24 protein-coding genes are annotated in these 17,639 nt (G+C 69.6%); 8 read left to right on the top strand and 16 right to left on the bottom strand.

From position 1 onward, the window contains the following. Positions 1 to 61 precede the first annotated feature (61 nt). From JXZ78_RS23655 to JXZ78_RS23645, 3 genes are all read left to right on the top strand, one after another. Positions 62 to 454 carry a hypothetical protein gene (locus JXZ78_RS23655; protein WP_030019362.1) on the top strand — a complete coding sequence of 131 codons (393 nt, stop codon included), beginning with the start codon at positions 62 to 64 and terminating at the stop codon, positions 452 to 454. Continuing rightward, a complete protein-coding gene (locus tag JXZ78_RS23650) occupies positions 451 to 1,443 on the top strand; it encodes a hypothetical protein (protein WP_157851530.1) in 993 nt (330 codons plus the stop codon). The genes JXZ78_RS23655 and JXZ78_RS23650 overlap by 4 nt, the downstream gene beginning before the upstream one ends. A gap of 526 nt (positions 1,444 to 1,969) precedes the next feature. Beyond that, positions 1,970 to 2,338, top strand: a complete 369-nt coding sequence (locus JXZ78_RS23645; protein ID WP_030019363.1) for a hypothetical protein — start codon at positions 1,970 to 1,972, stop codon at positions 2,336 to 2,338. Here JXZ78_RS23645 and JXZ78_RS23640 read toward each other — a convergent pair. The 7 genes from JXZ78_RS23640 to JXZ78_RS23620 all read right to left on the bottom strand — a co-directional run bounded on the left by JXZ78_RS23640 (position 2,335) and on the right by JXZ78_RS23620 (position 6,112). Then, complete coding sequence (locus JXZ78_RS23640; RefSeq protein ID WP_030019364.1) at positions 2,335 to 2,541, bottom strand: hypothetical protein; 207 nt, start codon at positions 2,539 to 2,541, stop codon at positions 2,335 to 2,337. The genes JXZ78_RS23645 and JXZ78_RS23640 overlap by 4 nt on opposite strands. Continuing rightward, positions 2,538 to 2,666 carry a hypothetical protein gene (locus JXZ78_RS40365; protein ID WP_275128080.1) on the bottom strand — a complete coding sequence of 43 codons (129 nt, stop codon included), beginning with the start codon at positions 2,664 to 2,666 and terminating at the stop codon, positions 2,538 to 2,540. The genes JXZ78_RS23640 and JXZ78_RS40365 overlap by 4 nt, the downstream gene beginning before the upstream one ends. Positions 2,667 to 2,847: 181 nt before the next feature. After that, a complete protein-coding gene (locus tag JXZ78_RS23635) occupies positions 2,848 to 3,354 on the bottom strand; it encodes a hypothetical protein (RefSeq protein ID WP_030019365.1) in 507 nt (168 codons plus the stop codon). Positions 3,355 to 3,659: 305 nt separating this feature from the next. Further along, complete coding sequence (locus tag JXZ78_RS23630; protein WP_157851531.1) at positions 3,660 to 4,610, bottom strand: Crp/Fnr family transcriptional regulator; 951 nt, start codon at positions 4,608 to 4,610, stop codon at positions 3,660 to 3,662. After that, complete coding sequence (locus tag JXZ78_RS23625; protein ID WP_157851532.1) at positions 4,610 to 4,816, bottom strand: hypothetical protein; 207 nt, start codon at positions 4,814 to 4,816, stop codon at positions 4,610 to 4,612. Before JXZ78_RS23625 ends, JXZ78_RS23630 begins: the two co-directional genes overlap by 1 nt. A 582-nt stretch (positions 4,817 to 5,398) precedes the next feature. Then, the gene (locus JXZ78_RS40360; protein WP_275128079.1) at positions 5,399 to 5,527 is read right to left on the bottom strand and encodes a hypothetical protein; all 129 of its coding nucleotides are present in this window, start codon (positions 5,525 to 5,527) and stop codon (positions 5,399 to 5,401) included. Between the two features lie 303 nt (positions 5,528 to 5,830). Beyond that, entirely contained in the window at positions 5,831 to 6,112 is a 282-nt protein-coding gene (locus JXZ78_RS23620; RefSeq protein ID WP_157851533.1) for a hypothetical protein, read from the bottom strand. A 340-nt stretch (positions 6,113 to 6,452) separates the two neighbouring features. Here JXZ78_RS23620 and JXZ78_RS23615 point away from each other — a divergent pair, with 340 nt between their 5' ends. Beyond that, complete coding sequence (locus JXZ78_RS23615) at positions 6,453 to 6,845, top strand: hypothetical protein (protein ID WP_238783326.1); 393 nt, start codon at positions 6,453 to 6,455, stop codon at positions 6,843 to 6,845. Here JXZ78_RS23615 and JXZ78_RS23610 read toward each other — a convergent pair. Beyond that, positions 6,764 to 7,561, bottom strand: a complete 798-nt coding sequence (locus JXZ78_RS23610; protein WP_030019370.1) for a hypothetical protein — start codon at positions 7,559 to 7,561, stop codon at positions 6,764 to 6,766. The genes JXZ78_RS23615 and JXZ78_RS23610 overlap by 82 nt on opposite strands. A gap of 964 nt (positions 7,562 to 8,525) precedes the next feature. On the opposite strand from JXZ78_RS23610, the gene JXZ78_RS23605 reads away from it, so the two are divergent. Next, positions 8,526 to 8,798: a hypothetical protein gene (locus JXZ78_RS23605; protein ID WP_030019371.1), complete on the top strand. Its 273-nt coding sequence runs from the start codon at positions 8,526 to 8,528 to the stop codon at positions 8,796 to 8,798. A 678-nt stretch (positions 8,799 to 9,476) separates the two neighbouring features. On the opposite strand, the gene JXZ78_RS23600 is transcribed toward JXZ78_RS23605, so the two are convergent. The 6 genes from JXZ78_RS23600 to JXZ78_RS23575 all read right to left on the bottom strand — a co-directional run bounded on the left by JXZ78_RS23600 (position 9,477) and on the right by JXZ78_RS23575 (position 13,689). After that, a complete protein-coding gene (locus JXZ78_RS23600; RefSeq protein ID WP_030019372.1) occupies positions 9,477 to 9,743 on the bottom strand; it encodes a hypothetical protein in 267 nt (88 codons plus the stop codon). Positions 9,744 to 9,788: 45 nt separating this feature from the next. Beyond that, complete coding sequence (locus JXZ78_RS23595; RefSeq protein ID WP_157851534.1) at positions 9,789 to 10,175, bottom strand: PLAT/LH2 domain-containing protein; 387 nt, start codon at positions 10,173 to 10,175, stop codon at positions 9,789 to 9,791. Positions 10,176 to 10,769: 594 nt separating this feature from the next. Continuing rightward, the gene (locus tag JXZ78_RS23590) at positions 10,770 to 11,030 is read right to left on the bottom strand and encodes a helix-turn-helix domain-containing protein (protein ID WP_030019374.1); all 261 of its coding nucleotides are present in this window, start codon (positions 11,028 to 11,030) and stop codon (positions 10,770 to 10,772) included. Between the two features lie 10 nt (positions 11,031 to 11,040). Then, positions 11,041 to 11,763, bottom strand: a complete 723-nt coding sequence (locus tag JXZ78_RS23585) for a hypothetical protein (protein ID WP_238783325.1) — start codon at positions 11,761 to 11,763, stop codon at positions 11,041 to 11,043. Between the two features lie 1,018 nt (positions 11,764 to 12,781). Further along, positions 12,782 to 13,174 (bottom strand): DUF6415 family natural product biosynthesis protein, encoded by a 393-nt coding sequence (locus JXZ78_RS23580; RefSeq protein ID WP_238783324.1) that lies wholly within the window; start codon positions 13,172 to 13,174, stop codon positions 12,782 to 12,784. After that, a complete protein-coding gene (locus JXZ78_RS23575; protein ID WP_050502314.1) occupies positions 13,171 to 13,689 on the bottom strand; it encodes a hypothetical protein in 519 nt (172 codons plus the stop codon). The genes JXZ78_RS23580 and JXZ78_RS23575 overlap by 4 nt, the downstream gene beginning before the upstream one ends. A gap of 79 nt (positions 13,690 to 13,768) precedes the next feature. On the opposite strand from JXZ78_RS23575, the gene JXZ78_RS23570 reads away from it, so the two are divergent. Together JXZ78_RS23570 and JXZ78_RS23565 are read left to right on the top strand one after the other, a co-directional pair. Continuing rightward, positions 13,769 to 15,010 (top strand): helix-turn-helix domain-containing protein, encoded by a 1,242-nt coding sequence (locus tag JXZ78_RS23570; protein WP_030019379.1) that lies wholly within the window; start codon positions 13,769 to 13,771, stop codon positions 15,008 to 15,010. Next, positions 15,007 to 15,546 (top strand): flavoprotein, encoded by a 540-nt coding sequence (locus JXZ78_RS23565; RefSeq protein WP_030019380.1) that lies wholly within the window; start codon positions 15,007 to 15,009, stop codon positions 15,544 to 15,546. The genes JXZ78_RS23570 and JXZ78_RS23565 overlap by 4 nt, the downstream gene beginning before the upstream one ends. A gap of 293 nt (positions 15,547 to 15,839) precedes the next feature. Here the strand turns inward: JXZ78_RS23565 and JXZ78_RS23560 are convergent, their stop codons facing one another. Together JXZ78_RS23560 and JXZ78_RS23555 are read right to left on the bottom strand one after the other, a co-directional pair. After that, positions 15,840 to 16,265 (bottom strand): tautomerase family protein, encoded by a 426-nt coding sequence (locus JXZ78_RS23560; protein WP_030019381.1) that lies wholly within the window; start codon positions 16,263 to 16,265, stop codon positions 15,840 to 15,842. Between the two features lie 33 nt (positions 16,266 to 16,298). Further along, positions 16,299 to 17,000, bottom strand: coding sequence for an SDR family oxidoreductase (locus JXZ78_RS23555; protein WP_030019382.1), 702 nt, complete (start codon positions 16,998 to 17,000; stop codon positions 16,299 to 16,301). A gap of 91 nt (positions 17,001 to 17,091) precedes the next feature. Here JXZ78_RS23555 and JXZ78_RS23550 point away from each other — a divergent pair, with 91 nt between their 5' ends. Further along, positions 17,092 to 17,574 carry a winged helix-turn-helix transcriptional regulator gene (locus JXZ78_RS23550; protein ID WP_030019383.1) on the top strand — a complete coding sequence of 161 codons (483 nt, stop codon included), beginning with the start codon at positions 17,092 to 17,094 and terminating at the stop codon, positions 17,572 to 17,574. Positions 17,575 to 17,639 lie beyond the last annotated feature (65 nt).

Genomic DNA, 17,639 nt, shown 5'->3' with positions numbered 1-17,639 from the left:
ACCGTCCCGTGTTTTCGCCCCGGTCTGCCGACCGGGGCTCTTCGCGTTTCTGGAGGCATACGTGCACGTGCTGTCCGCCGGCTCACAGGCCGGTCCTGTTCCCTATGTGCTGGGTGTTGTCGCGCTCGTTGTGGTGCTGGCGCTGCTGGTGGCGTGGACGGTCAGGGCGGTGCTGAAGAAGGCCCGCGCTCAGGATGTTCCCGCGGTGCTGTGCGGCCTGAGCCAGGTCATCGGCGCTCTGTCGTGCCTGCTGCCCTGGGGCAAGTGGCGCAACGTCCCGGGGGAAACGCTCAACCCTCCCGCCCTGCCCGGGCAGAACCCCGCGCCGGGGACAGCCGCCTCCCCGACAATCAGCATCAGCGCCAACCAGCTGGCGGTCGTCCGGCCGGCCCTTCCGGAGCAGCGCAACGGGACAGCGGGGCTGCCGGTGGCACAGGAGGGCAGGGGGCAGTGAAGCGACGCTACGACTACCGGGATCCGACGGCCAACCGGGCGGACACCAGCTCTATCAACCATGTCCTGGCAACCCTCAACGACCTGGAGGTCACCGTCTTCATACTCTCGGTTGTCCTGGAGCAGCCGTTGGCGACGATAGCCCGGCTGCTGCGCCGTCCTGATGGAGAAGTGGCGGGAATCCTGCGCGTGGCCACCTCCCGGCTGCGTCACCCCAGCCATTCCACTGCCGTCAGCGACGAGTTCGGCCAGGACGGCAAGATCGCCGTGTCGGCCGGGCTGCGCAGCTGGGCGCGGGAGCTTTCCGAAGAGCTCGTGCGCCGGTGCCCGCGGTGCGGTGAGCCGTTCTTACCGCACGACCTGGTCACCGCCCGCGGCGGCCGGCCCCGCCTCTTCTGCTCGAACGCCTGCCGGCAGGCGGCCTACCGGATGCGCCGCAAAGCCCCGGGCGGCGGCCCAAAACCGCAAGACACAGCAGCCACGCCTGGTTTCCGCTACCTGCCGGCGTTGAGCGGATTGCCGACGTGCGCTGCGCCCCGTGCTTTGGGCGAGAGCGGCTTTCCCCGGGTGCCGATGCGGTGTTTGCTGTTCGCAACACATGAGGGCCCCCACCTAGCCCTGCGTGCACCAGTGCACCACGGATCGCGATGGCTTTGCTGGACCGACCCGGACAAGCCCGCCTGGATGCATGCGATATGCGGTCTCCACGACGCTGCCTGGTACCCGGCACGGCCGTGGAACACCGAGTCGGTTCGCTGCTGCGTCCTGCCCTTGAGACATTCGGGTGCGCACCTGAGGGCCCCGGTCTCGGCCCAGGACAGTGAATCACCGGTGTCTGCCATGGACCGCAGCCTTTTCGCCGCGCTGCGCCGCCGCTTGGGACTCCCGCAGTGGCTGCGCCCACCCATTGCCGTGAGAACCCCGTCAGGACAGCTGGCATCCGTCAGCCCGGATGCTGACGGCCGTCGTCGGCCGCCGGTCCGCCCGTGACAGCGGTACGCGCGCCGGAACGGTGCACGCGAACCTGACACGGGCACCCGTCGGTCCTGTGGCGGCATCACGCCCGGTTGCTGCCGCAGAAAAGGGGAGCAGCGGCGCCTGCCCGCCGTTCTGGTGTACTGGCTGCCAGGGGCGAGAAGACGGCGGAGGAGCGCGGTGGAGAGCACGGGGTGGGAGCAGGCGCGGCAGCGGGCGCAGAACATCACCGCAGTGGACCGGCCGGACTGGCCGGACGACAACTCGTGGGACTTCCGCGCGGTGCACGGAATCCTGGCCGTCATGCTCCAGGCGCTCGGGGCGCGTACGGGCGGCGGTCCGGCTTCCGTCACACTCGGATCGCTGCTGTGGCACCTGTCCGCCGACGACGCCGCCGCGCATGTACGCGCCGTCGCCGCGCAGTTGGTCGGCCCCGAGCTGGCTTATGCCCTGGACACCGACCCGGAGACGGCGGACACCGCGGACCCAGTGGTCGTCACGTGGCTGTGGCTGACACGGACCTGGCCGCCGGTGGTCACGGATGATGACGGCTGCAGCCCGCGGCCGGCAGGGTCGCCCGCAGCGCTGGGACGGCATGACACGCGGCATCGGGCGCGGCCTTCGCGGCGCGGCGGTGGACATCGCCACCGGCTCGGCCGCCCGGGCGGTCAGCGCGGCCCTGGCAGCCGAACGGCCGGGCCTGGCACCCCATACCCGCGTCAGGATCCTGGCCGGGCCGCACGCCGGCCGGAACGGGCATGTGCGGAGCGCGGCCTGGCTGCTGGACGACGCCGCGTGCGATGTCGTACCGGGCAGGGAGCCACCCGGCTACGAGGTGAGTTTCGAGATGCCGGACGGCGGGCGGGTGACGCTGCGCGCCGCAGAGCTGGCTCCTGCGCCCGTCACCTAGAGGTGATCCCAGTTGTTGCGCCGCATTTCCTCCACGCCCGGCTGGACTTCGAGGTCGTCCGGGTGGCGTTTGAGGCCGTTGGCCTGCTCGCGGTGCGCGCGCAGCACATGGCTGGCGTCCAGGCGCCAGTCCTGGGACGTGTGGCCGGCGGAGCAGGTGTAGGTCACGTCCGTGCCGCTGACGGTGAGGGTGCCGCCGGTCATCGCAGAGCAGCGGGGCAGAGGTAGGGAATGCGTGTGCGTCCGCCGCAGGAGATGAACAGGACACGTCCGACGACCAGCACCGTGGTCGTGGCGGGGATGTCGTCGTGCGGGTCGGCAGCAGCCATGGTGCTCACCGTAGCTGTGAGCCGGCCGCTGCTGGTCGGCCGCCCTGCGTGAGAGCCTGGCTCCGGCCTCCGGGTGACCTCGTACATGTACTCCGGCGGACAGGTGGCTGCCTACGGGGAGCCCAGTGATTCGGCAGAGGGCCCTGCGGCGGTGTCTCGGGGCTTCACTGCCCGCCAGGGATCAGTCGAGGGCACGGCTGAGGGCGGCCAGCAGGACACGCTCGCACGTTCCTGGCCCCTCGACCGTGTCCACGAAGTCGGCGATGAGCGCGAGCGCGCAGGTCATGGCGCAGGGTTCGCTGCCGGGGACCGGCCCGGCCTGGTCGCGCCAGGCCACCGGGTCACGCCCTGCGAAGGAGGCCGTCACGACCTGACGGAGCATTGGTAGGTCGGATCGCTCCACGATCTCGGACCACCGGGTGACGACCTTGTTCATCAGCGTCTGGGTGAACCGCTCGGCGAACTGCTCGCCTCCGGGCCGGCCGGCGCCGATCTGGGTCAGCGCGCCGTCCATCAGGAGCACCGTGCCGCGCAGGAGTTCTTCCGTGCCGTAGATGGCCGTGGCCGCCGCGATGCGCTCACTCAGGACAGGCCACGTCTGCTGGTCGTCTTTCGAGCGCAGGATGCTGGCCTGGTCCCAGGCCGCCTGCACTGCGCCGATCTTGACCTGTGCACCGCGCATCGTCATGACAATCGAGCGTAATCGTGCGAAGCGGCTCAGCAGGTGCGATGGCCGGAACTGCCCCGCAGGGGACGCGGCACTGCTTGCCGGAGTGCAAGGAGTCGCTCCGGGGCTCCGCCGGCCCGTGAACCGGCACCCGTGTGGGTGATGGACGGACGCCGGACGGAGCGGGATGCTCCGCAAAAAGCCTTGGGCCCGGTCGCGTAGCGCGTCGGGCCCGCGCGTCGTACAGGCGGCGCACAGGAACGGTGTCGGCCCGCACCCTCCGCGGGGAGGTGCGGGCCGACACCGCAGTGGAGGAACGGGTGGCTCTAGGGGGAGTAGGGACGCATCCCCAGAAGACGCGTTTCGAAGTCTGACAGCCGGCGGGGAGCCCGACGGGGCTCCCGGAGGAGCACGCTGAGCATTGCTTCGGGGGACGGACTCATTCCGGTGCCGTCGCACGGACAGTGCGGGGGACAGGATTCCGTGGTGATGTCTTCGACTGGTACGCCCAACGCGATCATGTTGATCAGAGGCGGATGGTACAGAAGGTATTTCCGGTGAGCGGTGTCGAGGAGACGGTGCTCCCGGAGCGTGCGCAGTGCGCTTTCGATCGTGGCGCGTCCCAGCATGAGGGCCGACGCGAGGTCGGACTGGGTCGGCCCGTGGATGATCGGGATGAGGTTTTGCAGATCGGCGTTGGCGGACTCGGCGAGGTGGAGGAGGAGCAGGCTGAGGCGTTGTGCCGGGGTGCGGGACTGGAGGCCGTAGACGGCTTCGTTGATGCGAAGCCGGTTGGAGATGGACCAGGTCACTGTCCGCAGCAAGTCGGGTGACGCCAGAACGTTCCTTCGCATCCGCGACAGGGGCATCATGACTGTCTTTACCCGGCTGAGGGCCCGTGCCTGCGGAGGTACTGGCGTGTTGTGGGGTCCGAGGATGGCGGTGTCGCCGACGAGGCTTCCGGGGCTGTGGAAGCGGAGCGTCTGGGTTCCCGCTCCGTAGTGGACTTCTTCTGCTACGTAGCCCTGGAGAACGAGGTGCACGGCGTCCCGGACTACGACGCCGCCGCTTCGGAGGATTCCTCCGGGCTCATATTCTTTCAGGCTTGCCCAGGTGTGGTCGGAGGCCAGAAGGTCGGGAAAGTTCGGGAATTGCCCGAATATTGCGGAAGGGGGCTGGCAGACGGTCAGGGAGGTGAGGCGGTGACCTTCGCGCTGCGGCCTGATGGGCAGTGGCTTTTTGCCCGGCCCGGGGGGTTTGCGGTCGTTGTGGGACATCAGGCCATCGCCGCCGGGTGCGGGGAGGCGTCGGGGGCCGTGGGGGTCAGAACCACGGGCGGGGGCCGCAGGGAGTGCAGCACGGGCGGCAGCGCCGAGACGAGTCCGGTGATCGCGACGATCACGACGGCGATGCGCGCCGGGTGAGAAGCCAGGTTTTTGACAGTGAACGCTACGACGGCGGCGATGATCATAATCGTCGCCACAGTGGCGCAGAGGAACGGGGACATTGAACCTCGCTGCGATATGAAGATCTTTTGGTGGGTCTAGCTCTCTTGAAGATTCACCGACCGGCTGGTTCGCCTTGGTGAGAGGCAGAACCGGTCGTGTGAACTCCTTGACGCCTGAGGATATATGACGTGGCGATTGTCGCCGCATCCCTTCCCTTGCAGCACGGATTTGTCCGCGAGAAGGCACTCGGTGCCCCTTGAACAAGATTCAGGGCTACCCTCGCAAAGGGTGATGATGCCGGTTTAAACGCGCATCAGCTTTCCCTCACGCGAGGGAGAAACAAGATTTGATAGCGCTGCTTCCCTCGCGTGAGGGACTATGGAAGAGAGTTCCCCCGTTACAGTCAATGTGCTGGCGTTGAACCTTGGTGGGTCTAGCTCCAGCAGCCGGGCGTCGGGCTCTGGGGGTGGTGCCCTGGTAGCCCGCGCGCCCGATCACCAGAAGTGCAGGCGGCCACGTCCGGTCCCGGAACTGTTGGCGGCCTATGTGCAAATGAGCGGTTGCCCAGACAGTGACCTGGGCAACCGCTCATCTTGTGTCAGCGGGGGCAGCCGGCATCAGCGCCAGTGATGGGCCATCTTGTCGACGCGCCTGCGGAGGCGTTCGTCCTCCTCGTACAGCGCGATCATCGCGCGGATACGCGCGGTGGTGTCGATCCCGTCCTCCACACCCGCGAGCTTGAGCATCTTCTTCTGCGCCGGGGTGGTGGTCAGGTTGATGCGGGCACTGTAGAAGACGGTCTTCTCCTGTTCGGCCGGCGGCGCTTGCTTCGTGGAGGCGGGCGCCGCCGGCGGTGAGGGCGCGGTGGTCTTCTTGGCTGTCGTCTTCCGTGCCGTCGTCGTCTTCTTCGCCGGTGGTGTCTTCTTCGCGGCTGCGGTCTTCTGTCCGGGGTTCAGGAACCGCTTCGCGCCTTCCTGGGCTTTCTTGCGGCGCCGTTCCGCGGCCGTCTCGGGGGGGGCGAGTCCGCGTTGGTGTCGTCTTCCATGGGGTCACCCAATCTTCGTGCTGATCTCGTAGAACAGGTCCAGGCCGAACTTGCTGAGCATTCCGCGTGACCGATGGCCGTAGTTGTCGGCCACCTGGTCGCTGAGCCTCAGCTCGGTCTCCAGCAGGGGTACGCCCATCTCGGTCAGGGCGATCCGCCCGGCATCGGTCATGATCGTGTTGCGGGCCATGGTGAGGACACCGTTGAACGGCTTGCCGGCCTTCTGGATGGCGGCGAGCGTGGCCGGGATGCTGTCCTGGTCGGCAGGGCGTGCGGGGCACGCCATCAGCACATAGTCGGCGGCTTCGATGGCGGCTTTGGCGATGGCCAGCGCGCCGGGGGCGGCCCGTCAATGGTGACCAGGTCGCGATGCTGGGTGGCGATGGAGATCCGGTGCGGGAGTTCCTTGAGGGAGGGCATGCCGGTGACCGTCATGCGCAGGGGCCGGCCTTCGTCCTCGGCCCGCATCGCCGCCCTTGAACTGGCACACCGCAATCTTCGTTGCCATACGGCCAGGCTAGAGCATGCGCACATGCACAGACGCCCACGGACACATGATCCCGTGGGCGTCATATTTCGCCTGGAGGGCTTGCGCCTGCTGGTGACCGCCTGCGGCGCCGAGGACAGTGCCGACCTGCCGCCGCAGCCCGACCCGCCGCGCCGAGGACAGTGCCGACCTGTCGCCGCAGCCCGACCCGCCGCGCCCATGCAGCCCGACGCCGAGAAGGCCGCCGAGCTCCTGGGCACCGTCGCCGCCCGCGGCCGCGCCCTCGCCGGGCTGCGCCGCGCCGGCGGACTCCACCGCCGGGCTGCAGGCCCGCGTCGCCGTGTGCCAGGCTGTGCGCGACGCGTGGACGGAGGGCATCGAGCACCCCGTCCAGCTGTCCGTCCTCACCGAGGCCGGCCTGTCCGACGACGCCTCGCTCGCGGCCGCCGTCTACGAGCGCGGCCAGGCCGCCGGGACACTCGGCGGCAGCGGGATCTCATCCAGCCGCAGCCACCGCTCCTGGCCGTCCTGATCCGGCAGGCGAAAGCGCGCATCCCCGGCCTCGTCCGGCTCGTACGGGGCGTCGCCGACTGCTCGCAGCAGGGCCCGCAGCCGCGGGTGCGGGGCTTGCATCGCCCGTCCGCGGATCGCCTCGCCGCGCAGGGTGGCCAGCATGAGGGAGGCTACGTTCACCCCGGTACGGCGGTGGCCGTCGGCGTGGGCGATGGCTTCCGGGTGCTCCACGATGGAGGCCAGTGCCTCCGGGCCGGCGACCGTGTAGGTCAGCCTCAGGTGCCCGCGCTGGAGCACCACCTGCGCCCCCTGCGGCATCATGCCGTCGCGCGTGGTGTGGGTCGCCAGGGCGACCTTGCCGACCATCGGGCCCATGCCGATCGCGCGGACCTCGTCGAACTGCTCGATCGTGGCGTCCACGAACCGTTCGGAGTCGGGCAGCACCAGCGCGCAGTGCCCGTTCCAGGTGGTTCCCGTCCAGCTCGGGGTGAGCGAGCCGTAGCGGGTGCCGCTTCCGTCCTTGTTCTGGATCGCCAGGTCGACCGGCAGCAGCTCGGCCCGCACGCCCAGCTGTCCGTAGGCGTAACGCAGCGTCATGCACGCGTCCACGCACACGTTCGCCGGGGCCCGGCCGTCAGCGAGGGCCACCCACAGATACGGCAGCACCAGTTCCACCAGTTGCTCCGGCTTCGCGTGTTCCAGCATCTGCGCCGTGTGGTCCCAGTTGCCCCGCATTGGCAGTCCGCCGCCGGGCGGCACTGGCGATGCCACCGCACGCGGACGCGGTACCGAGGGGGTGCGTGGGGCCCGCTTCTGGGGCGTCCGGTGCTTCTTGCCTCGCTGCTGCTTCGACATGCGCAGAGCCTAGAGATCCCGACAGGCCCGCGACAGAGCATGTTCGCGGCTCCCGCGGGCTTTCTTTCTCCTCCACGCCCGCGCGCCCGCTTCGCGCGCGTACGGTGAAGACATGGGCGGGCGGGTGCGCCGGTGCGCGCACCACTTCTGTTGGAAGCCGCTGCCGGCGACGGCCCGCAGCGACAAGCGGTTCTGCTCTGCGGCCTGCAAGGCGGCAGAGCGGCGCTGGCGCCGCCACTACGCCGAGGCCGTCGAGATCGGTCTCTGCCCCGGCGCCACGCCATCAGCGGGATGGAGGCGAAGCCGATACTGGCCAGGCAGTGCATGAAGGCGAAGAAGTCGTTGGCGATGAACTGGTGGCCGTTGGTGATCCCGGGGTAGGCGACCCCGGGCAAGAAGAGCACGGCCGGCACCCCGTAGCCCAGCACTTCGCCGCGGTCTCGAACCTTCGTCACACTGCCCCGCTGCTGCTGTCGACGTCGTCGTGGGAACGGTACCGGCCGCGCCCAGCCGGATCCGCCGATCAGCCGCTGCCGTGCGGCCAGGACCGGGAGTGGCTGGCTGCTTGCGGCGCGCGAGTTCCTCGGGGGTGGGCACGTGCCGGGTGACGTACGGCTGGCCGCTGAAGTCGACGGTGATCGTGTGCCGCAGGACGTCGTCGTGGCGCCGTAGAAGATCTGCTCGATCTCCAGGCAGGCCCGAGCTGCACGCGCCGCCCGGAAGGGCCGGGCTACGGATTCGGTGCCGCGGCTGGGACGCACCGCATGACACGTTTTGTGATCTGCTGGGTTGGCGGCCCGCCGTCCCGGCACACTGAGGGAGCGACGACGACAGGAGGTGCCGAATGAGCGACCAGCCGCCGCCGGAGCTGCCGCCCGAGGACGGGCCCAGCAACACCGCGCACGTCACGGCCACAGGCGCCACCGCGGACTACCTGCGCCAGCTGACAGCGGTCACCGGCCAGTCCCCGGAGGCGGTCACCATCCAGTGGGCCGCTGGCCGGGTCGTCGTCCCCGACACGGCACTCGGCGACGACCCGGCCGTACCCGACTGGCCGACCCTGTTCGACGGCCCGCCGGACCTGTCCAAGCGCACCCACGCGTACCTGCGCCGGTGACCACTCCTGCGCTGGCCTTCGCCGTCGCCGACACCTCGGTCCTGCGCCGTCCCCGGGCCCGGAGCCGTCCGGGGACGATACGCCGGCCCCGATCGTGCAGGGCCGCGCGGAGAAGGTCGGCTGCCGGTTCGTGCCGCAGGTCTTGAGCAGACGGCGTTTGCGGCGGTGGGTCAGGCGCTGGTTTCCGGCCGCCCGGTGTGCTCGCCGGACGCGGGCACGGCCGGGTGGTCGTCAATGCCGGAGAAGCCGTTCGGCGGCCATGCCGGCGCGCCTACGATGCGACGCGGGATACGCCGTCACCCGCCGCTGACACGGACCTTGCGGTCACGGTTCTCCTGCAGGACGCGGTGAGTCCCCACGTGGATCTGTGGCATGTCGGTGCTGTCGAACGCGCCCTCGGGCCGGGAAGCTTCGGCGAGGCGGTCGACAGCGGTGGAGGCCTGCCGTACGCCCTGCGGATCGTCCTTGGCGAACCGCTCCGCCTGGGCGAGGGCCTTGACACCTCCTCCGTCTCCACGTCAGGGCGATCAGGACGACGGAGTGACAGCCGGCCGACGTGTTCCGCGCGCAGCGCCCACCGGCCCGGCTGCCCGGCCGGGCCAGCTCCGGGGCCGTCGGCGCCGCTCATTCCAAAATTTTGGAATGACGCGCGAACTGGCTAGCGGGAGGAGGGCGCCATCAGCCGGCGGGGTCGGTGATGAGGTACTGCTGCTCGGCGTTGCGTACGCGCCTCTGTTCCCGGGTGCGGCGACGGTGCTGGACGAGGCCGTGCAGCGCGCCGATGACGACGAAGGCGGCGATGGTCAGGACGCAGAGCCAGGCGATCGTGTCTGCTTCGGCCCAGGTGCCGTCGGCCGCGGGCTCGGTGTGCGCCTCGATGTACTGGGTGGTGATGAGCACTTCGGCGGCCGTGAAGGGGATCCCGGCGGCACTCCACAAGGCCATCGGGACCCACGGGCTCCACAGCGTTCGCTCGACGGGCAGCCCGAGTCAGCGGACTCGCGACATGACAATGTCTGTGCTGTTCCAGACGTTCGGGTAGATCCACGGATGCCGCTTTTCGCCTACTTGCGCTGGTGTATCGCCATAGTATGTAGCGTGGCTGTCAGTTTCGGCCCACACGCCGTAGAGTTTCCAGTAGTCCCTGTAGGTGAGGATGTTGCCGGCGCGCAGTTTGAATTCCACATAGTCCACGTCCGAGCAGCCGTTGAGCGGGAGGCGGTAGGTGTCCTTGTCTCCTGCTTCGAAATCGTCGTAATGCGGCTTGTCGAGCTCCTGCCAGCCGGACTGGGCGCCATTCCTGCACGACACATTGGCGAGAACGTCGCCGTCTGTGCCGGAGCCGCTGGCCGTATCTGTTTGAACTGTGAGGTCCACCGACCCTGCTGGCGCGCGATCACTGTGGCGCGAGGCCGCTGAGGCGGCTGTGGGGGACAAGGCGAGGGTGGCGGCAACGGCCGCTGAAAAGACTCGACGCATAGCGAACCTCCGGCTGCTCCAGCCTTTCACTGAACGAAAGGATGCTTCCCTGGTCTTCCGTTAATTCCACAGCGGAAGTGCAAGAAGCGGCACCACTGTCCCTCTAGTGGGTGACGCGCGATCGAAACTTTGTCTATACCTCGAAATGCCGCCTTTTCGCGGCGATTGTGAACGGCCGGAAGGTCGTGGGGTGCGGCGCATCAGGGAGAATGCGGAACTTTTCGACGCTGCCCGCCAGCGGGTCCGTGCGGTTGCTCCGGAACACTCAGTGCGGAGCGTCTAGGTAGGGTAAGTGCGTCGCTGATTGTGGGCCGGATACCTCTTCTCCGTCTCGGGCCCTCGGCGGATCGTCTGCCCGGCGTCCAGCGCCTGGCGGATCGCGTCATCGGCGACGTTGGTCAGGTGCTCGGCTACCAGGCCGGGCACGTCGACCGCCACGGCCGGATCGGCATCGGCGGCCTGGACTTGCCGCTCGTCGGTGACGTCATAACCTTATGACGTCGTGGCGTCATCGTTCAGGAAAGTCCCGAGACCGGGGCTGTGGCGTGCTCCTGCGGAATCGAGAGCCCGGCGGATCACCTTGGGGTCGACGTCGTACTGCCGGGCGAGTGCCTTTACTGCGGTGCCGCTTTCATAGGCGGTGACGATGTCGGCGGCCTGCTGCGTGCTGAGCCGCGCAGGGCGGCCGCGGGTCTTGCCCTCCGCGCGCGCGGCGGATATGCGAACGTGGTGGTGCTGGTCGGACGTGCTCATGATGCGGAGCCTAGGTGAGCGAAGACAACGTCTGACCTGCTGGTTCGGTGGGGTCGTCGGGCAGCTGTATGGCTTCGATCTCCGTGTCATGCAGCAGCGCGTCGATGAGGGGGCGGGGCCCGGAGACCTTGGTGGCCCACAGGTCGTAGTCGGTGCACAGCACCCATGAACGGTCGGCGGCCCACAGGTTGGACGGGCTGAAGTCGATCTCGGGGTTGTCGTAGAGCAGCTGGGCGTCGCCGAGGCGGCCGGTGCGCACGTGCAGGTTCTCGAAGTCACAGGCCGCGGTCATCAGCGGATTGTAGTAGGCGAAGCAGGCGGTATCCGCGCCGTCCGGGCTGTGCTCGATGAGCAGGGTGATCAGCCGGTCCCAGGTCTCGCGGTCCGTGCTGCCCTCGGTCGGCGGGACGATACTCAGCGGCCAGCTGCCGTCCTTCGTGGCGGAAGGGAAGCAGCGGTAGCAGGGCAGCAGCCCCTCAGGGACGACCGGGTCGCCGATGCGGTGGGCGAGGTCCGCCCAGCGCAGGCGCCGCCAGCCGGGGCCCGGGTGCTCGGCGCGGCCCAGATCACCACCGGTGGCGACCCCTATGGCGTCGAGGTCGATGCCCGCCACGACGTGTCGTTCGACGCTTCCCTCCGCCAGCTGAGCCTGGTGGTGCTCGTGGTGCGAGATTGCCGCCGGGCCCTGCTTGTGCTCGTACATGGCATTGAGGACCCAGGCTGCGTCGGGCATCGCCGGGGGCATGAATCCGGTCACGCCGTCCCCGCACAGCTCATGGAGCCAGCCGGTTTCAGCGGACGGGGCCAGCGGCCATCGCGTAGTCACACAAGTGGATATCTCGGGCATACGGCTATGGTCCCACCCGGTGCTTGAGCTGCAGCCTGCGGTTCTATCGTCCACGCGACCTCAGTGGTGTTTCGACGGCAGCCGTGCGCGGCCCTAGTTGAAGAAGGGAGGCACGAACGTCAGGCCATGCGCCCGCTTGGCTGACGTAGCGCGCGTCGCTCGCCGGGTACGTACTCGGTCCCGCGTTGGCGGGCTGGCGGCCATGTGCCCAGTGCGGGCCAGGCCGTCAGACCGGACTGTGCGCGGTCGTGGGCGGTGCGGCCGGCGGACAGGGCGGTGCGCCGCAGCCCCTCGGCTGCGGCGCACCTGGAGTGTGGGCCGCTGGGGCAGCCCGCGGGCTCAGTGGCGGCCCCAGCGCTTGGTGTCGACGATGCGGTGGTGGTCGTTGCGCAGGGTGGCGGTGTCACCCGCACCGCGCCCGTCGTGCACGCCTCCGCGTGCACCGTACGATCACACGCCCCTGGCACGCCCCGTCAGGAACGCCACTGACCTGCGAAATGGGAAAACCTGGATCTTTCGGGAGTGAGGCCCGCACGGGCGTGCCCGGACGCCGGCCAGCAGTGGCGCGCTGGTGCTTCCTTACGTCCCGGGAGGCACAACCGCAGCCTTGGGATTCCTGGCGGCTAAACCGTCAGGGCCCGCCGCTACGGTGTCGCTGCACTGTCGTCTCGCTCGGGAGCAGGCACAAGTTCGTCAGGGTCGTACATCTCCGCACCGGCGAGGAGGAACACCACGAAAACCTCGCTGAATCGGCTGAAACCCGCCTTCACCTGCGATTACCCGTTGACGGTCAAACTTGCTGGTTAAACCGCTTCTATCGGCAAACGCCCCGGCGATGCTCGCGTGGAGCGTCGCCGGGGCGCAGCAGGAGCTGTCCGAGCCTCCGTAGGGGAAGAGACACAGCTCAAGGTGCCGTTGAGGCGAGTGCTGGTAGCTCAAGGTGGTCCAGCAGTTCGTACAGCGCCCGGAGCAGCCGGGCGCGGTGCTGGACGCCGTGGAGGGAGTTGCGGCCGGAAGCCGGGAGGCGGCCGGCGGCCTCGCCCAGCACGATGCGGGTGAGCGCGAGGCGGCGGTCGCCCTTGGGCAGCAGTGCGGCACGCTGGCGTACCTCGGCGGTGACGGCGTACGCGGCGCCGGTGAGCAGCAGGGCCACCGGTTCGTAGTCGTCGGGTGGCAGCGTGGCCGGAGCAGCCCACGACAGCACTGTCCGTACCAGTTGCTCGTGCGTTGCGCGGTCGAGCGGCAGGTCCGCCTCGATCATGCCCTCCGGGTCGTGCACCACTGTGTGGGTACTCATGTGGTGGCTCCGGAGGAGACCGCGGGCCGGTCAATCGTGGCGAGCGCGTCGCACAGTGCACGTACGTCGACGGCGACCCGGACACCACTGAGACAGGGCCCGCTGCCCGTGTCGCCCCACGCTGGTGAGGGCCCCGCGGGCTGGCTCAGCCAGGCCGAGGCAAGAGCGCCGTCCCTGCCGCGCGCGGGCGCCAGGAGCCAGGAGCCGCGTGAGAGCACCCGCACCCCCGCCACGCCCTTCCAGGCCGCCGCGCGGCCGCCTTCGACGAGGACGATGAGCTCCTGGCGGATGTGGTCGGCGAGCACCGCGTACCCGTCGGTGACCGGCAGGTCCATCGCGTCCAGTGCGGCCAGCCCGCGCTGGAGCGGCGCGATGACCACCGCGTCCCGGCCGCCGCCGCACTGCACCAGCTGGGTCGCGCCGCGGCCGGCGGCGCGCAGCCGTTTGTAGGTAGCGGCGTCAGGATCGAGGAGGGCGCCCCACGTTGGGGTGGTCTGCTTCGGGGACTGGGCCATATCCGGACGCTAGATGCGGTAGACCCGAAACAGACCACACGAAGCGTGTGGGTCGTTTCGCCTCCGCTCGGAGCGCCCTATGGACAGCATCCGGTTCGGCCGCCGCGTCAACTACTGGCGCACCCGCCGCCGCATCCCGCGCGCCGAGTTCGCCCGCCTGATGGGCAAGAGCCTGCGCTGGGTCGAGGAACTGGAGGGCGGCCGCCGCCAGGCCGACCCGCAGTGGTCCGTGATCCAGCTCGCCGCCCTGCGCCTGCGCATCACCCCCGAACGCCTGATGGCCGACGCCATCGACGCCGACTGCGTCGGCGAAAGCCAGATTGACGCCGTACGTGCCGCGCTGCAGCGCCACGACGTCATCACCGGCTCCTGTGACGCCTCCTGCACCGATCCGACGCCCGTCGAGGCGCTGAACCGCAAGCTCACCTATGCCCGCACCGGCTTCCAGGCCGGCCACTTCGCGCAGCTCGGCACCGAGATCCCGGCGCTCTTGGTGGACGCCACCCGCGCCGCCCAGCACCACCGCGGTGACGACCGGCTCGCCGCGTTCGAGGTGCTCTCCCTGGCCCTGGAGCTCACCGAGGCCGCGGCCATCAAATGGGGCGACACCGAGATGGCGGTCACCGCCGGACACCGCGCGGTCACCGCCGCCGAGCGCAGCGAGAACCCGGTCATCATGGCCAGCGCCGCGCGCCACCTGGGCGATGCGATGACCAACCACGGCCAGGCGGCGGCCGCCGCCGACTTCGTGCTCAGCGCCGCGCGGCGCCTGGAGCCGGACCTGCTGCGCAGCGGGCCCGACGGCTACAGCGTGCTCGGGATGCTCTACCTCAAGGCGGCCATGGCGGCCGCCGCCGCGAGCGAGGCCGACGACCGCGACCCGGCCCGCTACGCCTGCCGGGTCCCCGACTACCTCGACGAAGCCGACGAGCACGCCGAGCGCCTCGGCGGCGACCACAACCGGCTGTGGACCGCGTTCGGGCCGACCAACTGCCGCCTCTACCGCGTCGCCTCCCACGTCTACCTGTCCGAAGGCGCGGACGCCGTGGCGGTCGCCGCGGACATCCCCACCACCGCCTTCCACGACCTGCCACGCGAACGACGGGCCCACCTGCTGACCGACCGGGCCATCGGCGAGACGCAGGCCGGACAGCGCGAAAAGGCCGTCGAAACCCTCCTGGAAGCAGACGACCTGGCCCCCGAAGAAGTGCGGTGCCGGCCCCGCACCAAGGCCCACGTCGAACACCTGCGGCTGCTCGGCGTCGGCAGCGCCGAGAGCCGCTTGCGCCTGCTCGCTGACCGCTGTGGACTGCCCCGGTGACCACACGCACCCTGTACCTGATCGCCTGCGCCGCCCCGCCCGCCCGACGCCTGACCATCCCCGTCCACGCCGCCCAGGACGCCGGCTGGGACGTCTGCGTCATCCTCACCCCGACCGCCCACCGGTGGCTCACCGAGGACGCCGACGGCGAGATCGAGGCCCTGGAGCAGCTCACCGGCCACCCCGTCCGCTGGCAGTACAAGCTCCCCTCGCAGCCCGACGTCCTGCCGCCGCCGGACGCGATGCTCGTCGCCCCGCTCACCAACAACACCCTCGCCAAGTGGGCGACCGCGGTCTCCGACACCCTCGCCCTCGGACTGCTCACCGAGGGCATCGCCCTCGTGCCGATCGTCGCACTGCCCCACTTCAACGACGCGCAGGCCGCCCACCCGGCCGTCACCCGGCACATCGAATTCCTCCGCGACGCGGGCGTCACCGTGCTCTACGGAGAAGGCGGCTTCACCCCCCACAAGCCCAAGCAGGGCAACCCCGACACCTATCCCTGGCAGGCCGCCATCGACGCGCTACCCGCCTGACCCCCTGTCCGCACACCAGGAGGCGGCCCCGCTGCACCGCCGGGTGGACCCGGCCATCGCACAGGCCGTGCAGCGGCAGACCGCCGCGATGCGCACGCTCAGCGCCCGCGTCTTCCCCGAGTCCGCCGCGAACGATCTGGATTCCCGACGGGCCGATCCGCCTGGACTGGGACGAGACGGCCGGTGGCAGCCCCGCCACTCCGACTGGTGATCTTCCGCGACACGCGCCCCATACGCTTCGGGAACTGACCGAGACTCGCCCCTGTTGATCATGATCTTGAATTCAGGCGCGATCAGTAGGAGGACGCCGAGTTGCTCTCGGCCCAGAGCTTCTCGGCGTCGGAGCCTGCCGGGGGCGGCACGAGCCCGTTGATCATCCAGAGGTCATCGCTGGTCTCGTCGATGTGGAACTCCCAGTGCAGCCCTGGGCTCCGTTCGAGATGGGGCTGCAGCATGCCCCTGATCCATTGGGCGGTCCGGCGTCGGCTCTGCTGGTCGGGGTTGCGGCGGGCGATGTGGTCGATGGTGATGCGGACCCCGGCCGGGGCGGGCTCCCCGCCGACGTAGAAATCCTCGGGCCGGGTCTCGCGGAAGAGCGTGACCACGTAGAACCTGGGCAGGCCGACCTGTTCGTAGTGGTCAGCGATGTGGGAGGCGAGTCGGTGCTTCTGCGCATCGGTGAAGGTTCCGGGTGTGTGGTGAATGGTCCACAGCGGCATGGCGGTTACTCCTGGAAATGTCGGGACGGGGCGTCAACGGGCGGCCGAGAACGCCAGGCGTTCCACGGGGCCGGACAGTGCCGCCTTGGCGGCGGCCGAGGCATCGTCCGCGAGCACCTCCGTGGCCTCGGCCTCCAGGCCGTCGACGATCCGCGCGGCCACCTCGGCCGGCGTCGCCTTCGGCAGTTCGAAGGCGGAGGTCATCCCGGTGTCGATGAACCCTGCGTGGACGCCGACGACCTGGGTGTTCTGGTGCCCCAATTCGAGTCGGAGCGAGTTCGTGACGGACCACGCCGCCGCCTTGGACGCCCCGTAGGCGCCGCTGCCGGCCAGCCAGGACAGCACGGAGTGCATGTTCACCAGTGCGCCCCCGCCGTTCGCTGCCAGGATCGGTGCGAACGCTCGCGCCACCCGCAGCAGCCCGAAGACGTTGACGTCGAACGTCGCGGTGACGCGTTCGAAGTCACCCGTGAGCAGTGGAGCCGGCAACAGGACTCCAGCGTTGTTGAACACGATCTCGGCATCGGCGGCGGCCCCCGTGAGAGCGGCGGCCGACGCCGCCGAGCGGACCTCCAGTTCGGCGGTAACCACCTCCGGGCGGTTGTCGGTGTACGCCGAGCGCGCGGTCGCGTACACCTTGCGCGCCCCGCGTGCCAGCACCTCGTCCACCAGCGCCGCGCCGAGCCCCCGTCGGCCCCCGGTCACCACAACCGCCCTGCCTGCTACTGCAACCACAGCATCTCCCGCCTGGATAACGAGGTCGTTAGCGAGATGGAAGCACGCCCTGCTGAATAACGCAATCGTTAGTTACAATGGCGGGGTGGCGATGAACTTCGAGGAGCGGCTGCACGACCGGGACGCGTGGTCGGTCGGTGACGGATGCTCGGCGGGGCGGGTGCTGGACCTGCTCAGCACCAAGACGGTGTTCCTGGTGGTCCGCGAATGCTTCTACGGCACCACCAGGTTCGAGGACTTCGTGGAGCGGATCGGGGCCTCGGCGCCCGCGGTGTCACGCGCACTCAAACAGCTCAAGGCCGCTCAGATCGTCGCGCCCGTTCGCTACCGGGAACCGGGGAGCCGGGCCCGCGACGAGTACCGGCTGACCGAGGCCGGCGAGGACCTGCTGCCGGTGTTCCTGTCGCTGATGCAGTGGGGCGACAAGTACCTACAGGACGACCGCCCGCCCCTGATGTTCGTCGAGGCCGACACCGGCCGTCCGGTACGGGTTGGCGTAAGCGCCGACCCGGCGCCGGAGGCGGCGTCCGACGACATCGAGATCCGGCTGAACCCCGCCTGGCGGCGCGGCTGAACCGGGCCGTCCGGCGAACAGACCGATCCCCCCGCCCGCTGTCCACCGATCGGTGGACACAGGAC

Source organism: Streptomyces monomycini (assembly GCF_022271435.1).
In the GTDB taxonomy this organism is placed as follows: domain Bacteria; phylum Actinomycetota; class Actinomycetes; order Streptomycetales; family Streptomycetaceae; genus Streptomyces; species Streptomyces monomycini.
This window is presented reverse-complemented; position numbering and strand designations above follow the sequence as displayed.

What these genes read in the sequence shown, in the direction of transcription:
- JXZ78_RS23645 (WP_030019363.1), top strand. Translation starts at nt 1,970, where the DNA reads ATGATGACGGCTGCAGCCCGCGGCCGGCAGGGTCGCCCGCAGCGCTGG.
- JXZ78_RS23640 (WP_030019364.1), bottom strand. Translation starts at nt 2,541, where the DNA reads ATGACCGGCGGCACCCTCACCGTCAGCGGCACGGACGTGACCTACACC.
- JXZ78_RS40365 (WP_275128080.1), bottom strand. Translation starts at nt 2,666, where the DNA reads ATGGCTGCTGCCGACCCGCACGACGACATCCCCGCCACGACCACGGTG.
- JXZ78_RS23635 (WP_030019365.1), bottom strand. Translation starts at nt 3,354, where the DNA reads ATGACGATGCGCGGTGCACAGGTCAAGATCGGCGCAGTGCAGGCGGCC.
- JXZ78_RS23630 (WP_157851531.1), bottom strand. Translation starts at nt 4,610, where the DNA reads ATGTCCCACAACGACCGCAAACCCCCCGGGCCGGGCAAAAAGCCACTG.
- JXZ78_RS40360 (WP_275128079.1), bottom strand. Translation starts at nt 5,527, where the DNA reads ATGCTCAAGCTCGCGGGTGTGGAGGACGGGATCGACACCACCGCGCGT.
- JXZ78_RS23620 (WP_157851533.1), bottom strand. Translation starts at nt 6,112, where the DNA reads ATGGCGTGCCCCGCACGCCCTGCCGACCAGGACAGCATCCCGGCCACG.
- JXZ78_RS23610 (WP_030019370.1), bottom strand. Translation starts at nt 7,561, where the DNA reads ATGCGGGGCAACTGGGACCACACGGCGCAGATGCTGGAACACGCGAAG.
- JXZ78_RS23605 (WP_030019371.1), top strand. Translation starts at nt 8,526, where the DNA reads ATGAGCGACCAGCCGCCGCCGGAGCTGCCGCCCGAGGACGGGCCCAGC.
- JXZ78_RS23600 (WP_030019372.1), bottom strand. Translation starts at nt 9,743, where the DNA reads ATGGCCTTGTGGAGTGCCGCCGGGATCCCCTTCACGGCCGCCGAAGTG.
- JXZ78_RS23590 (WP_030019374.1), bottom strand. Translation starts at nt 11,030, where the DNA reads ATGAGCACGTCCGACCAGCACCACCACGTTCGCATATCCGCCGCGCGC.
- JXZ78_RS23585 (WP_238783325.1), bottom strand. Translation starts at nt 11,763, where the DNA reads ATGCCCGACGCAGCCTGGGTCCTCAATGCCATGTACGAGCACAAGCAG.
- JXZ78_RS23580 (WP_238783324.1), bottom strand. Translation starts at nt 13,174, where the DNA reads ATGAGTACCCACACAGTGGTGCACGACCCGGAGGGCATGATCGAGGCG.
- JXZ78_RS23575 (WP_050502314.1), bottom strand. Translation starts at nt 13,689, where the DNA reads ATGGCCCAGTCCCCGAAGCAGACCACCCCAACGTGGGGCGCCCTCCTC.
- JXZ78_RS23570 (WP_030019379.1), top strand. Translation starts at nt 13,769, where the DNA reads ATGGACAGCATCCGGTTCGGCCGCCGCGTCAACTACTGGCGCACCCGC.
- JXZ78_RS23560 (WP_030019381.1), bottom strand. Translation starts at nt 16,265, where the DNA reads ATGCCGCTGTGGACCATTCACCACACACCCGGAACCTTCACCGATGCG.
- JXZ78_RS23550 (WP_030019383.1), top strand. Translation starts at nt 17,092, where the DNA reads ATGAACTTCGAGGAGCGGCTGCACGACCGGGACGCGTGGTCGGTCGGT.